The sequence below is a fragment of the Chitinophaga parva genome (assembly GCF_003071345.1).
Classification (GTDB): Bacteria; Bacteroidota; Bacteroidia; order Chitinophagales; family Chitinophagaceae; genus Chitinophaga; species Chitinophaga parva.
The window spans coordinates 503,359-517,751 of the sequence record NZ_QCYK01000001.1; the positions used below are offsets into that span (position 1 = coordinate 503,359).

Sequence of the window (14,393 nt, forward strand, 5' to 3'; positions counted from 1 at the left end):
TGCAAGGGTTTTAAATACAGGAACGGCGGAAATAACTGCGCTGTTTCCGTACTTTTGTAGTGAAATGATATCTACCATGCAAGTTGCAGAAAAGGGGCACGAGCCCACGCTTTCACTCGGTGAAGAAAGGAACATGGTTACAAAACTAGTTTCCATTAACCTCACCGTTTTTGTGCTGTTGTTTTTTATAAAAGTGATCTTCATGCTGGGCAGTTACCATGAAACCTCTTTTGAGGAAGTGGCAGACTGGCTCACCCTTCCTGCATCTCCCGCCCGCCTGCTGGTAAAGCCCTGGTCCCTGCTCACCTTCATGTTTAGCCATGGCCCCCTGGGCAATGCCTGGTTTGATGTAAGTATTGTGTATGACATGGTGTGGCTTTATTTCTTTGGGACCATTCTGCAGCGCACGGCCGGTTACCAGCGGATCGTTCCCCTGTACGTTTTTGGCGGCCTTGCAGGCGCCGTATTTTACATAGCCGGTATGAACCTCATTCCCGGTTTCCGCCTGCTGGCGTCTTCTTCCTTTTTTATGGGCGCTGGTCCCAGTGTAATGGCCATTGCCGTAGCTGCCACGGTGTATGCTCCTGGTTACCGCCTGCTCACCGGCCCGGGCCACAAGGGCGGCATTCCGCTGTGGATCATCAGTGCGTTGTATTTTGTACTGCTGATAGGTGCTAATGTGATGGACCATAATTTCGGAGGTATCTACCTGCTGCTGGCAGGAGGCGCGCTCACTGGCTTTGTGCTGATACACCAGTACCAGCAGGGCCGCGACTGGGGCGCCCGTCTGAACCGCCTCCTGTACCGGGCATCCCATATGTTTCACCCCGACGAGGACAATACCCGAGAACAATTACTGAGCCATGGCATGCCTTTCCGCCGCACAGCCCCCCGCAGCGCCAGTGTAACAGAAGCAGAACTGAATGAAGTGCTTGACAAAATAAATATGCAGGGCATAGACGCCCTCTCCGTGGAAGAAAAGGATACCCTGCTGCGCGCCAGCAAAAGGGACTAGTGGCCCGGAAGTAGCACCGGCATTGCTTTTTAGAGGACTTTATTTATAACGGTAACCCCAAAAATCCGTCATCTACTATGCCTTTACGGTTAAAGAATGGCCTATGCCGTGCATTGCTGGTACTGCACATCCTCTTTACTATTTTACTGTTTTGCTCCGCCTTCCTGCCCCGGCTGCACCCGCACCGGTTTGCCCTGGGTACCCTGGCCGGCATCCCCTTTTTATTCCTGGCCGTGGCCATGCTTTGTTTTGTACCGGTATGGCTGGTCTGTGGTAAAAAATATTACCTGCTCTCCCTGGCGGCGCTGCTGGTTTGCCTGCAGCCGCTGTCTGTGAGCCTGGGTGGCCATCTCTTTGCCAAGGCAGAAAAGCCGGCCACCAACAGTTTCCGGCTAATGACCTTTAATGCCAGCAGCCTGGGACTGAAGCACTACCGCGAGGACACCGCTGTGCAGAACAAGGTGTACCGCACCATACAGCAGGCGAATCCGGATATCTTGTGCCTGCAGGAATTCTACAGTGGCCGGCAGTATAACCGGACCAACAACCTGGACTCCATCTGCCAGGTGATGGATTATCCTTCCTGCTTTTTTACAGCAGATGTACACCGCTGGGAACAGGTGTTCCTGGGTATTGCCCTGTATACGCGCTTTCCCATTTTACAGGCCCGCGCCATTGCGGTGGATAGTACCCAGGAGGGCAGCGGCCATAGCATCCTGGAGGCAGACCTGCTGATGCATGGCGATACCGTGCGGCTCTATACCGTGCAGTTGAAATCCTATATGTTTACTGACACTGATTTTGCCGCCATTGACCGCATCCGGCAATTGCAGGATCTTACACTGCACAACACACGTCACCTCCTCTCGCGCATGACCCACACCGTGATCCCGCGTGCTTACGAAGCAGATACCCTGCATGCGCTGATAGCCCACAGCCCTTACCCCGTACTGCTTTGCGGCGATTTCAATGACGTGCCCGTGTCTTATACCTACCATGTACTGAGCACTGGCATGCAGGATGCATTCCTGGCGCAGGGCTGGGGCATAGGCCGCACTTACCGTACCCTGGCGCCCACGCTGCGCATTGATTACATCCTTACTGATCCACGCCTGTATTGCGAAGCATACAACACCTTCCCACACCCGCTCTTTGAGCACACACCGGTGATGGCCACCCTGCACCTGCAAAAACTTTAGCATTTTCTGCACCCGATCTTCCGTGAATTTGCGGTAAATTTATCCCACTCGACAAACCAATTCAACAGGCAAAACAGCGTTTACGGTGAGATTACTGCGGCTATTTACGAAAGGATTTTTTCTGGTCATTAACGTGATCGTTGCTGTTTTGTTCCTGATCACCTGCCTGGCGCCTATCCTTTCTCCTGCGCGGTTCTGGCCCATTGGCTTTCTTACACTGGGCTTTCCTTTTCTCCTGGCGTTGCTTATTATTTTCCTGGTGGGCTGGCTATTTTTTAACGCGCGTTATGCGCTGCTGCCGCTTATTGCACTGCTGCTGGGGTGGAAATCTGTAAGTGCCTACATTGCTTTTCACTGGCCCACCGGCGATGCGGTGTCGGATAGTGTAACAGACAGTTCGCTCACGGTAATGAGCTACAACGTAGCGCAGTTTGGCCTGTACCGCGAAAAGGACAGCCGCTATACCCGCCAGGCCATTTATGCCCTGATTAAAAAACAAGCACCGGATATCCTTTGCCTCCAGGACTTTTTTACTTCCGATAAAAATAACGACACCAATAACCGGGAGAACATTTCCCAGGAACTGCAGATGCCCTACCGCTATTTTTCCAGCGATTTTAACCGCAATGGCAACCTGCACTGGGGCTCCATCATTTACTCCCGCTACCCCATCATTAATTCCAGCAAGATAAAGATGAGCGAAGGGCCGCTGAGTGAAAGCCTGGTGTATGCAGACATAGCACGGGAGGGTGACACCATCCGTATTCTCAACATGCATTTGCAGAGCTACCGTTTTGACCAGAAAGATTATTCACAGCTGGATAAGATCAAGTCCCAGGAAGATACGGGGCTGAAGGCCACACGCAACATCCTGGAGAAAATGCGGGCAGCCATGGTGCGCAGGGGGCACCAGGCAGATACGGTGGCGTCCTTCATCCGCCGCAGCCCTTACCGGGTGATCGTTTGCGGGGATTTCAATGATATCCCGGCTTCTTACACTTACTTTACCATACGCGGGCCTTTGCAGGATGCTTTCCTGGAAAAGGGAAGCGGCATAGGCCGCACTTTTGCCAGCCTCTCGCCCACCCTGCGTATTGATTATATCTTTGCCGATCCTACTTTCAAGGTGCTGGCGTACCGCAAGATCAAGTCGAACTTATCGGATCACTACCCGGTGATCGCTTATCTGCGATAAAATATTACTATTTTTAAACTGCGCTTGCCACAGCCCGCTCCCGGTGCGGCGCAGTAGGCAATGGCACCGAGGCCTGTAATCCGCGGGGAAGCAGTTTGGCAAGGGTCGAATCGCTATCTTTGCAATCCATTATTTTTTTATGTCATCACTGAAAGTCTACAATTCCATCAAGCGACAGAAAGAGGAGTTTATCCCGATATACCCGGGGCATGTAGGCATGTACGTGTGCGGGCCCACCGTTTCGGGCGAATCGCACCTGGGCCATGCCCGTCCTTATATCACCTTCGACGTATTATTCCGCTACCTCACTTACCTGGGGTATAAAGTACGCTACGTGCGCAATATCACCGATGCCGGCCACTTTGAAGAAGAGGGCCGCGACGCGGTGGACAAGATCGCCAAAGGTGCCCTGCTGGAAAAGCTGGAGCCCATGGAACTGGTGCAGAAATATACCAACCTGTTTCACTGGGCCATGCTGCGTTTTAACAACCTGGAGCCCAGCATAGAGCCCACCGCTACCGGCCATATCATAGAGCAGATAGAAATGATCAAAAAAATACTGGAAGCCGGCTACGCCTATGAAGTGAATGGCTCCGTGTATTTTGATGTGAAGAAATACGCCGGCAACCATCACTATGGCATCCTCAGTGGCCGTGTGCTGGAAGATATGCTGGAAACCACCCGCGAGCTGGAAAACCAGGACGAAAAACACAATAAAGTGGACTTTGCCCTGTGGAAAGCTGCACCACCAGAGCATATCCAGCGCTGGCCCAGCCCCTGGGGCGACGGCTTCCCAGGCTGGCACATTGAGTGCTCCGCCATGAGCCGCAAGTACCTGGGCACCCAGTTTGACATTCACGGCGGTGGCATGGACCTGCAATTTCCCCACCACGAGTGCGAGATAGCCCAAAGTGAAATAGCCGGCGGTGAACTGATGGCCCGCTACTGGATGCATAATAACATGATCACGATCAACGGCAGGAAAATGGGTAAGTCTTACAACAACACCATTACCCTCCGCGAGCTTTTTAATGGCACGGCAAAAGAACTGACGCAGGCCTACAGCCCCATGACAGTGCGCTTCTTTATCCTGCAAACCCACTACCGCAGCACGCTGGACTTCAGCAATGAAGCCCTGCAGGCCGCAGAAAAAGGCCTGGCCCGCCTGCTGGCGGCCAATGAACTACTACAGGCCATGCCTTACGTACAAGGCGAAGGAACCTTTAATGAAGAACTGGACAAACAGGTAAGGACCTGGTGCGCAGAGATCCCCGGGTTCATGAATGATGACATGAACACCGCCAAGGTAATGGCCAACCTCTTTGAACTGACGCCGGTGATCAATTCCCTGAAAAGTGGACAGATCAAAATGGCCGAGATCAGCGAAGAGACCTTCACCATCCTGAAAAACACCTGGAAAGTATACCTGGTAGATATCCTGGGCATTGTAGGTGAACGCCAGGCGGACGACAGCAAGCTGGATGACGTGCTGCAACTGCTGATGAACATGCGCAAAGAAGCCAAGGCCCGAAAGGACTACGCTACTTCCGATAAGATCCGTAACCAGCTGCTGGAAATGGGCATACAACTGAAAGATGAGAAGGACGGCAGCATGACCTACAGCATTGTATAAAAATGATTGGCGCCCTGAAATCCTTTGTCCATCAGCATTTCAAGGCACTATTATTGCCAGTGTCATTGATGGCGGCAAGTATTCTACCCGGCATTGCCGGCAGTAAAAACGGGCCACCACCTAATATAAAATCGCGTTTCAGCAATTCATCTATGCATAAAAAACTTACCCTGGCTGCCGCAGGCTTTTTATTCCTGGCCAGCGCCTGCCATAACAATTCCGGTTCTTCTGCTTCTCAGGAAAGCCAGTCCACCACGCCCGCTGTGAACACCGCCAATGTACCGGTATTCAACGCAGACACGGCCTACAATTATGTGGCTAAGCAGGTGGCATTTGGCCCCCGCATTCCCAACACACCGGCGCAGGAAGCCTGTGCAAACTGGATCATCAACACCGTGAAGCCCCTGGCTGATACCGTGTATGTACAACGCACCACGGTAACCGGCCCGCACCGGGAAAAGCTGCGCTGTATCAACGTGGTAGCCGCTTTCAACCCCGGCGCCAAGGACCGCGTGCTGGTGCTGGCCCACTGGGACACCCGCCCGCATGCAGACCAGGACTCCGGCGCCAACAAAGACAAACCCTTTGACGGCGCCGATGACGGCGGCAGCGGCGTAGCCGTAATGCTGGAGGCCGCGCGCCATATGAAGGCACAAAAGATCCCCGCAAACGTGGGCGTGGACCTGCTTTTTACAGACGTGGAAGATTCCGGCATCAGCGAAATGCCCGACAGCTATGCACTGGGCACCCAGTACTGGGCGCACCACCCGCATGTACCCGGCTACAAGGCAAACTATGGCATCCTGCTGGACATGGTAGGGGGCAAAAATTCCATCTTTGCCATTGAAACCACTTCCAAAGACAAGGCCTACAGCCAGATGAAAATGTTCTGGGATGTGGCAAACAGCCTGGGAGGCAGCCAGTACTTCCGCTACGATGAAAGTACTTCCATAGATGATGACCACGTGTATGTGAACAATATCATCCATATCCCCACTTTTGATGTACTGGGCTGGCAAACCAACGGCAACTTTCCTGCACACTGGCACACCACCCACGATAACATGGACATCATCGACAAAACCACCCTGCACATTGTAGGACAAACCCTGCTGCAGGTGGTGTATACGCAGCCGTTTGCGTATTAATACCATCCGATATGCACCACGCACATCTTTCCAAAGACAAAAAACTGCAGCGCATTATGACCATTGCGCTGGAAGAGATAAAGCCGCGGCCCAATGTGGCGCTGCGGCTTATTGCTTCCATCATGGCGCAGCAACTCAGCGTGCGGGTGGCCCAGGTGCTGTACCAGCGCTTCCTGGACCTGTATAACGGTAAAGAGCCTACAGCAAAAATGATCATGGACACCGCGCCCGAAAAGCTGCGCGCCATCGGGCTTTCCAACGCCAAAGTGCAGTATGTGCTGAACGTGGCCCGCTTTGTAGTGGAAGAAAAAGTAACGGATGCCAAGCTGCATGCCATGGCGGACGACGAGGTGATCAACTACCTCACCCAGATCAAAGGTGTAGGAAGATGGACCGTGGAAATGCTGCTGATGTTTCAGCTGGGACGGGAAGACGTGTTTGCCCTGGACGACCTGGGCCTGCAAAACGCCATGATCAAACTTTACAAACTGGATGCTACAGATAAGAAAGCATTCAAAGAAAAGCTGGTAAAAATTACGGCTAAGTGGTCGCCCTACCGCACCTATGCAGCCCGTTACCTCTGGGCCTGGAGGGATGACGACAAGCAAGACAATACTCCCAAATAGCCGTCAGGCGGCATCTTCTCCCGTCTCATTCACTTTACTCATTTCATAGCCTACCAGTGCCTTTTTGCGGGTGCTGCCCCAATGATATTCTCCCAGCTGGCCTTCCTTGCGGATCACGCGGTGGCAGGGGATCAGAAAGGCCACCGGGTTTGCCCCAATGGCGGAGCCCACCGCCCGCACAGCTCTGGGGTGACCAATGTATTCCGCAATGCGGGAATAAGTGGTAACGCTGCCGGCAGGCAGGCGCAGCAAAGCTTCCCACACCTTTACCTGGAAATTGGTGCCCTTCACCATCACGTGTAGTTTTTCCCCCGGCTTTGCATTGAATATCTTGCTGACCAACACCGCCGTGAAGGCTTCATCTGCGCTCACCCGCGCCTGTGGCCATTCTGCGCGTAGCTGCTCCAGCACCAGCGCTTCCTGCCCGGCTTCCAGGAACTGCATACTTACAATGCCTTTTTCCGTGGCGGCCAGGAAGGCATGCCCGAAAGGCGTGTTATGATAGCCATAACGGATCTGTACCGCTTCCCCCCCACTGCGAAATTGCTGGGGTGTTACCGCCTCCAGGGTCACAAAGAGATCATACACGCGCGACTGGGCGGATAAACCAGCCATGGCAGCGGCTTCCAGCAGGTTAGGCGTTTCGTGCAGTTTCTGTTTTAAATAAGCGGTAGTAATAAACTGGAGGAAGCGCTTGGGGCTGATGCCGGCCCATTCTGTGAACATGCGTTGTAAATGAAAAGGGCTTACATGCACCTGTGCAGCCACTGTTTCCAGGTCTGGCTGTTCCAGGAAATGGGTGGAAATGTATTCAATAGCGGCGGCGATGGTATGGTATTGCGGTGTTTGCATGGCGAAACATTAAGGTACGTAAAATTACCCCCGCCGCAGGCGGGCCGCAACCCGATTGTTGCGGACATACCAGCCCCGCATACGAAGCCGCTCCGGCCGCCGGTTATCGGGAATAGAGCAGAACACGCATCAACTCCCACCAGTTCCATACCATTCCGTTTTGGAAGTGGTTTTCAATTATTGCATGGTTTCCAGGTCCTCCTGCGCGCTTGTCTACCCTGGCGTGCGCCACCATGGCCCATTGGCACAAAAACCAGCCACCTGGAACAAAGTTTGGCCGGTATAGCTGTCCTTAAACGCAAGCATATGATGAACCAGTATGAAGTACCCGCTTACCTGGAAGACAGCGTGCCCGGCCTCCGCCAGCGCCTGCGCCAGTTGCCGGCCGTGTTCCAGCTGTACGACACCATGACCTGCTTCACACGCTTTACGCACGACCAGTTGCTCACGCATAATTATGCCGTGGCAGCCCGTTGCCTGAAAGCCGCCGGCAGGCTTTATTCCCGCGGTAACCAATTTGTGAAACAAGCCATCATCGGCATTTTCATTCACGACCTGGCCCAGCTGCCCCTGCAAGACAACCGGGAGCGGATAGACCGCTGCAATCTGATACCGGAAAATATATATCCATTTTATATCCAGGAACAATTAAACCAACAACATCATGGAAACAAGTGAGGTCATTGTGCGGGTAGCACTGCCCGCAGACACGATATATGCCAGTGAGATCGTAAACGAAATGGAAGCTTCCGCCAGGGTACGCGGTACGGGCATTGCCCGCCGCAGCCCGGAAAGCATTATACAGAAAATCCTCCAGGGCAAAGCCGTTATTGCCATTCTGCCCGATGGTACCTGGGTAGGTTTCTCCTACCTGGAAACCTGGCAGCAGGGTGAATTTGTTTCCAACAGTGGGCTGATTGTAGCTCCCGCTTTCCGTAACCAGGGGGTGGCTTCCGCCATCAAACGCACCGTGTTTGACCTGAGCCGCCACCTGTACCCGGATGCAAAAATATTCAGCATCACCACGGGTGGCGCGGTCATGAAACTCAATAACCAGCTGGGTTTCATGCCGGTGGCTTATCATGATATTACTACAGACACCGCCTTCTGGAAAGGCTGTGAAAGTTGCATCAACTACCCTATCCTATGCAGCAAAGGTTGTCACAACTGCCTGTGCACCGCCATGCTGTTTGACCCTACAATGCCGGAGGCACAACATGCCTAAACACCTGCTTTAAATTTTCCCGGCCTGCCGTTGGTGGTATGCAGTTGTTTTTTTTACATTTGCATACCTGCCAATGTAGCTCAGCTGGTAGAGCAATTGTTTCGTAAATAATAGGTCGTGGGTTCGAGTCCCATCGTTGGCTCCAGCAGCAACAAAACTGTTTCCCCAAGGCGCATCTTTACCGGTGCGCCTTTTTATTTATCTTTAGCACACAAAAAACATCACTCATCCCCATGCGTTACCTATCCCTGTTCTTACTGGCTGTAGTACTGGGCGCCTGCCACCCGCAGAGCAGCAACACGGCCCAAAATCACTCCGGCATTACCCTTACCGAAAACAATTACCTGGACCTGGACACGGCCATGATGGTGTTCAAAGGCACCACCGGCACCAGCCCTGCGGCAGATAAAAAGTTCCTGGCAGCCATTGACAAATACCGGAACAAGAAAGATCCCCGGGGCGCCCTGTCCCTTTTCAAAGCCTCCATTCTCCTGCAACCACAGGCCAAGGCCTATTACGAAATGGGCAATGCCCTGCTGGACCTGGACAAGCCCGGTGAAGCCTTGCACGCCTATGCTGTGGCGGAGGCCATGAACTACAAGCCCCTCTACAGGGTGTTCTTCAACATGGGCTGCGCCTATGCGCATTTGAACAAAGGCGATTCCGCCGCAGAATACGTGATCACCGCCATTGAATTTGGGTATCCCAATGTCAAGAACATCTTGAAAGACCCCGACCTGCTGCGGATGAACCCTACTGCACAGGATTATTTCGAGTGGCGCATCCGGGATGTGCTGACCCGCGGCGTGGATCCTGAAAAGATGGAGTGGGCGCAATTCACCCACGATATGCCCGTGCTGGAGCTGCCTACCACCCTGGATATGAAGTATGGTACCACGCACGAACTCCCCACCATCTCTTTTGAATATGAGCGCTATGTGGCAGAGATGCGCACCGTGGAGTTTTCCCGTGAAACCGGCGAGGATTTTCTGGCGGTGGGCACGGTACGCAACACAGACAGTGTACGCACCCTGGTATATGCCTCCCATGAAGTATTTGATTCAGAAGACGGATCTGAAATATCCGCTATTCCTTTCACGTATTACATCGCCAGCTACAACCAAACCGGCAAGTTGATAGATAAAATGCTCATCGGTGGCCGTGAAAAGTTGTCTGATCCTTTCAAAGTAGCCACCATAAAGGCTAACGGCGACTTTGACATTACCAGCTTTGATCTTGTGTACGAAAAGAAAGTGGAAGATTCCGGTTACGCTAATAACAAACTGAAGGAACAAAAAGAATTGAATAAAGCAAGCTACAGCCTGGGCCAGGATGGCCACTTTGTGCCGCGCAATGGGGCACTGACCATGCGGTAGCCCATAAGGGAATTTTTATTTGTTTACAGCGGTACGTTCCACGGGAGCATACCGCTGTAAAAATTTAGTGCGTACCAGTAAACAGGCGATCAGCAGGTTGAGGGTCCAGCTAAGCCAGGAAATGGCAATGTAAGCGGGCCTGGGATGTATCGGCAAATGCAGCATGCCTATCATCAGTGCATAAAAGCGCAGGCTAAGTGCTGATAAAGTAAGGGCATAACTGTAAAGCATATACGTGGCGTGCGCCTGCCACCGGCCTTTCACGATCTTAAGCCAGGCCATGGCGGTAAAGAACAGCCACAGCCCCGCCAGGATCACAAAACTAAGCCGTGCCCAGAAGCCGGCATTGGCATAAAATCCCATTACCAACCCTGCCGGTCCGCTAAAAAACAGCACGATCACCACGTATATTTTCCCGCACAGCCGGTGCCAGCGGGGCCGGTGCAGCAACAGCCATCTGCTGAACTGCAACAGGCCGGTGATCAATACAAAACTGCTGAGCAATACATGCACATAAAAACTAAACCGCCAGTAATGATTGGCGTATACCAGCTGCTTGGTCATCAGGAAGTCCGTATACCGGTAAAAGGCGGCGTAAGGCAGTGAAAGCCTTATCATCAGCACACTTCCCCAAAGGATCAGCAAGACCGCCAGCCAGCGCAGGCCTGTATGGATGACCTGCCGCATTACTCACCCATATAAAATTCAAAATCACGGTTGTGCAGGCCCATAATATAGCGGTCCTTTCCCTCGCCGTCGTAACGGAGGAACATGGTATCTGTATTAGGCTGCCCGGCAGCGGCATTGCGCCAGTGCAGGTACACGGTGGTATCTTTAACATTGTAAGCACCGCGCAGGGTAAGCATTTGCGGGGCAAAGGTGCTGTCGCTTGTTTTAGGGTAGTAGTTCATCACCACGGAGCCATCATCTTCAAAGGAAATATCACAATGGTCTCCCTGGTAACCACTGAGCCGGTTGTCTTCCAGGTGCACCGCCACGAGTGAAAATCTGTGTGCCTTCAATTTCTGCTTGTCATTCGGCGTCCAGGTGCCGTGGCCATTGCCGGCAGTGTCTATCTCCAGTTCAAACACGCCATCAAACGGGTTATCTCCCGGCTCCCGCAGGGTAAGTTTCCAGTGATCGCCTTCCTGCACCACGTTACCGCTCACATTGCGCTTCAGGCCTTTATGCTGGTCATACCCGGCCACATGGTAAGCGTTGTGAAAATTAATGTACAGGAAAAGGGGCTCTTCATTGCTGCTGAAATCATTGGAGCGGTACAGGCCTTTGAGGTCCGGCGCTGCAGCTCCCGCTACCCGTACAGAATCGGTGGTAGTACCGGCTTCCGTCTTGTTGTTGGTCTGGCATGCGGCCATGGTTATCATAGCGCTGCATGCTAAAAGGGTCAATCGTTTCAAAGGGATAAAATTTAGGTAAATATAAAGTAAAGGGATGGAAACCGGCTACTCCCTGCGCCCATGCTCCAGCTGCGATACGTGGGGCAGCAGGAAGGTTTCCCGGGAGCGGCGGGAAAAGTACAGGTAAGGTATCCAGATCAGCGCCCCCACCGTGTTCCAGGCCAGCATCATATACACATTCCCAATGCTGCCAAGCGCCGGGTGGTTGCGCACCAGCAGGCACTCCAGCAGCCCCCAGCCCACATACGCCGCAAAATACACGATGGCCGTGCGCGGGAAAACATCCCGCCGGAAATAGAACAGCAGGTCTAACAGGATGGTGTATACGAAAAAGAACAGGTGCACGATCAGCTGCAACATCATGAACGTTTCCGTAACGGAGCCGTTCTGCATGCCCTTGTTACTGGTGTACTTTGTCACCTCCATATAGTTAAACACCGGCAGGTTAAAAAGATGCTCCAGCTGCGCCAGGAGAGACATCAGCAGGCCCAGGCCCAGGAGCAGCAGCCATCCGCCCAGGTTCTGCGCATAGCCGTAATATTCCTGCATGTCGCGGTAGGTGTGCACGTACCGCCATCCCAGCCAGCTGAAAATGCCCAGTACCAACAAGCTTATCACCAGGGCCAGGTAGTTTACCATCAGGGTATTGCCCGCCTTTTCCAGATTACCATTACCAGCCGCGCGGTCATCCAGCTGGGTGGAGGAGAGGTAACAAAGGCCGGTAATGCGGTCCAGGTCCGCTATGTATTGTTTCAGGTAAGCCACCGGCACATGGTCTGTGTAGGTTTCATAATCATAATGCAGTACCACTTCATCATTTTCCAGCTCCGGGCGGAAGTGGACGCGGTAATAGGCATTTTTGATCTCAAACTCCTTGGCCTCTTCCGGGAAATCCTCTGCCCGGTCAAAGGTGGCCGTGTAGTGCATACGGAAAGGGAAACGCAGTGCCACCGGGGCTTTGCGCTGGGCGTCATCCACGGGGCTCAGTCCATCCAGGAAGGCCTTGGCCCGGAAATAGAATACCCGTTTGTCATGATCCGTACTGTCTGTTTTCCAGGGATCTTGTATGGTGTACAGCTCCACGCTGTGAAAGTGATTGCTGCGCAGGCTATCCACCGTTACCAGTGAATCCTTGAGGCTCACACGTCCGTACAGTTTTTTATAGAAGCTCAGGAAATTGTCTTCCTCATCTTTCACGCTGTTGCTGGCGTATTCATTGCGGATATCATCTGCAAAGTAGTGCGTGTAATCAGAGATCACGCGGAGGGAGGCATGCTGCTGGTTGTCGTCCGGGATGGAAAATTCCTCACGGATGGTTACTTCCCCAGCCTGGCGTGTATGCATCGCCGTTAGCCCGGTGCTGCTGTCGTTCACAATGAGGGCCTGCCCGTAATCCGGCGTGGCCAGGGTAGCCAGGGTACCGCGCTGGTAGGCAATGGTGGGATCTATCCAGTAGCTTTTGCCATCCAGGGAGGCGTGCACAATGGCGTGGTTAAAGGCATCGGGCGTGGGAAGGTAGGTCTGCAGGATGGGGCCTTCATCGGTATTGGCATACGCCATATCTGCGGCTATGCCATTGGCCCTTAAAATAGTGCAAAGCAGCAGGGACTTGTCCTTGCAATCGCCAAAACGCTGGGCCAGCACCTGGTCCGGGGTATGCGGCAGGTGGGAATTCTCTCCCATCTCTATTCCCATGTAGCGGATATCATCCTGCACAAAGCGGATAGCCTTTTCCATGTATGCCGTACGATCCGCCCCGGTGGCGGCTTTCAGCCCATATACCTTGTTGCGCAGCAACGGGCCCATGCTTTTCACCACATTGATGCGCTGCGCCCATTGCACGATCTGTTTCCAGTTGCTGTACTCACTCACCTGCACAAAAGGAAAGTTCGTGTACCAGGAAGGGGCGTTGTCCACATCTTCCAGCACGGGCACATCGCCCTTGTATTCGTACCACGCGTCGTGGCCATGGAGGCTGCGTTGCAGGGGGCGTGCACCATTAAAGCCCCGGAAGGTAAAATGCCGGCTGCTGTCTGCAATCAGGCATTTATAAAAATTAACGATCGGCTCGTAACTGGTAAGATAAAAGGTGTGAAAGTAGGGATGCTCAAAAATAGGATTGCGGCCCACAATGGTGTAGTCATATTCTATCTGGTCTCCTTTGCGCACATCGTCCAGGATCAGGTGGGCGGTGTATGTACCGCTGTAGATGAAAGCGTCCAGGTCTTCTTCCTGCTGGAGGAACTTAAAGTTGCGGGCAGCCAGTTTGCTGATCACCTCCCCATTGCGCCGGATCAGTACATGGTGAAAGATCAGCTGTTCATAAGCCGGGTCGTACTCCACGGACACCTGTGATCCGTTCTGGATGCCGGCTTCTGAAACGATCTGGCGGATGATGTGGCGGTAAGTACTTTTCTGCTCTACCTGGATCTGCTCTTCAAACAGCAGCTGGTAGTATCCTTCCGCAATGCGCTTGCTATCCGGGCGGCGGGCCAGGTCTGGCTGGTAAGGCGCCAGCCAGGTGGGTTTGGGGGCTATGCTGAAACGGTTGGCCTGCCCCCTTGCCGGCAGGCAGGTTATCCAACAACAAAGGGCCAATAAGAGTGATCTAAACCTACACATATTCCTCTTACAAAAGCGCTCCTTTCGGGCAAGGGGCTACGGTCAAAAACAAGCAGTATGCACCGCCGTAAAGCCGCGTTGGCA

13 protein-coding genes and 1 tRNA gene are annotated in these 14,393 nt (G+C 53.2%); 10 read left to right on the forward strand and 4 right to left on the reverse strand.

The genetic code is table 11. The features are described 5' to 3' along the window. Positions 1-76: 76 nt before the first annotated feature. From DCC81_RS02205 to DCC81_RS02230, 6 genes are all read left to right on the forward strand, one after another. Positions 77-1,015 (forward strand): rhomboid family intramembrane serine protease, encoded by a 939-nt coding sequence (locus DCC81_RS02205; protein WP_165806403.1) that lies wholly within the window; start codon positions 77-79, stop codon positions 1,013-1,015. A gap of 77 nt (positions 1,016-1,092) precedes the next feature. Further along, positions 1,093-2,214 carry an endonuclease/exonuclease/phosphatase family protein gene (locus tag DCC81_RS02210; RefSeq protein ID WP_108684960.1) on the forward strand — a complete coding sequence of 374 codons (1,122 nt, stop codon included), beginning with the start codon at positions 1,093-1,095 and terminating at the stop codon, positions 2,212-2,214. 85 nt (positions 2,215-2,299) lie between these two features. Further along, on the forward strand, positions 2,300-3,409 hold the full coding sequence (locus tag DCC81_RS02215; RefSeq protein ID WP_133177506.1) for an endonuclease/exonuclease/phosphatase family protein: 1,110 nt from the start codon (positions 2,300-2,302) through the stop codon (positions 3,407-3,409). 139 nt (positions 3,410-3,548) lie between these two features. Further along, positions 3,549-5,042 carry a cysteine--tRNA ligase gene (gene cysS, locus DCC81_RS02220; RefSeq protein WP_108684962.1) on the forward strand — a complete coding sequence of 498 codons (1,494 nt, stop codon included), beginning with the start codon at positions 3,549-3,551 and terminating at the stop codon, positions 5,040-5,042. Between the two features lie 152 nt (positions 5,043-5,194). Continuing rightward, positions 5,195-6,190: a M28 family peptidase gene (locus DCC81_RS02225; protein WP_165806404.1), complete on the forward strand. Its 996-nt coding sequence runs from the start codon at positions 5,195-5,197 to the stop codon at positions 6,188-6,190. An 11-nt stretch (positions 6,191-6,201) separates the two neighbouring features. Further along, complete coding sequence (locus DCC81_RS02230; RefSeq protein ID WP_108684964.1) at positions 6,202-6,816, forward strand: DNA-3-methyladenine glycosylase family protein; 615 nt, start codon at positions 6,202-6,204, stop codon at positions 6,814-6,816. A gap of 3 nt (positions 6,817-6,819) precedes the next feature. On the opposite strand, the gene DCC81_RS02235 is transcribed toward DCC81_RS02230, so the two are convergent. Further along, the gene (locus DCC81_RS02235) at positions 6,820-7,668 is read right to left on the reverse strand and encodes a methylated-DNA--[protein]-cysteine S-methyltransferase (RefSeq protein WP_108684965.1); all 849 of its coding nucleotides are present in this window, start codon (positions 7,666-7,668) and stop codon (positions 6,820-6,822) included. A 306-nt stretch (positions 7,669-7,974) separates the two neighbouring features. Between DCC81_RS02235 and DCC81_RS02240 the strand changes: the two genes are divergently transcribed. The 4 genes from DCC81_RS02240 (at position 7,975) to DCC81_RS02255 (ending at position 10,269) form a co-directional block, all read left to right on the forward strand. Further along, positions 7,975-8,346 carry a DUF7674 family protein gene (locus DCC81_RS02240; RefSeq protein ID WP_108684966.1) on the forward strand — a complete coding sequence of 124 codons (372 nt, stop codon included), beginning with the start codon at positions 7,975-7,977 and terminating at the stop codon, positions 8,344-8,346. Then, positions 8,333-8,893, forward strand: coding sequence for a GNAT family N-acetyltransferase (locus tag DCC81_RS02245; RefSeq protein ID WP_108684967.1), 561 nt, complete (start codon positions 8,333-8,335; stop codon positions 8,891-8,893). The genes DCC81_RS02240 and DCC81_RS02245 overlap by 14 nt, the downstream gene beginning before the upstream one ends. A gap of 69 nt (positions 8,894-8,962) precedes the next feature. Continuing rightward, positions 8,963-9,038, forward strand: a tRNA-Thr gene (locus tag DCC81_RS02250). An 88-nt stretch (positions 9,039-9,126) separates the two neighbouring features. Continuing rightward, complete coding sequence (locus DCC81_RS02255) at positions 9,127-10,269, forward strand: tetratricopeptide repeat protein (protein WP_108684968.1); 1,143 nt, start codon at positions 9,127-9,129, stop codon at positions 10,267-10,269. Positions 10,270-10,284: 15 nt separating this feature from the next. Here the strand turns inward: DCC81_RS02255 and DCC81_RS02260 are convergent, their stop codons facing one another. Genes DCC81_RS02260 through DCC81_RS02270 form a run of 3 tightly spaced genes read right to left on the reverse strand, consistent with a single transcriptional unit; the run spans position 10,285 to position 14,285 of the window. After that, on the reverse strand, positions 10,285-10,956 hold the full coding sequence (locus DCC81_RS02260) for a DUF2306 domain-containing protein (RefSeq protein ID WP_108684969.1): 672 nt from the start codon (positions 10,954-10,956) through the stop codon (positions 10,285-10,287). Beyond that, positions 10,956-11,687 carry a hypothetical protein gene (locus DCC81_RS02265; protein WP_133177507.1) on the reverse strand — a complete coding sequence of 244 codons (732 nt, stop codon included), beginning with the start codon at positions 11,685-11,687 and terminating at the stop codon, positions 10,956-10,958. Before DCC81_RS02265 ends, DCC81_RS02260 begins: the two co-directional genes overlap by 1 nt. Positions 11,688-11,732: 45 nt before the next feature. Further along, the gene (locus tag DCC81_RS02270) at positions 11,733-14,285 is read right to left on the reverse strand and encodes a DUF3857 domain-containing protein (protein ID WP_165806405.1); all 2,553 of its coding nucleotides are present in this window, start codon (positions 14,283-14,285) and stop codon (positions 11,733-11,735) included. Positions 14,286-14,393: the final 108 nt, after the last annotated feature.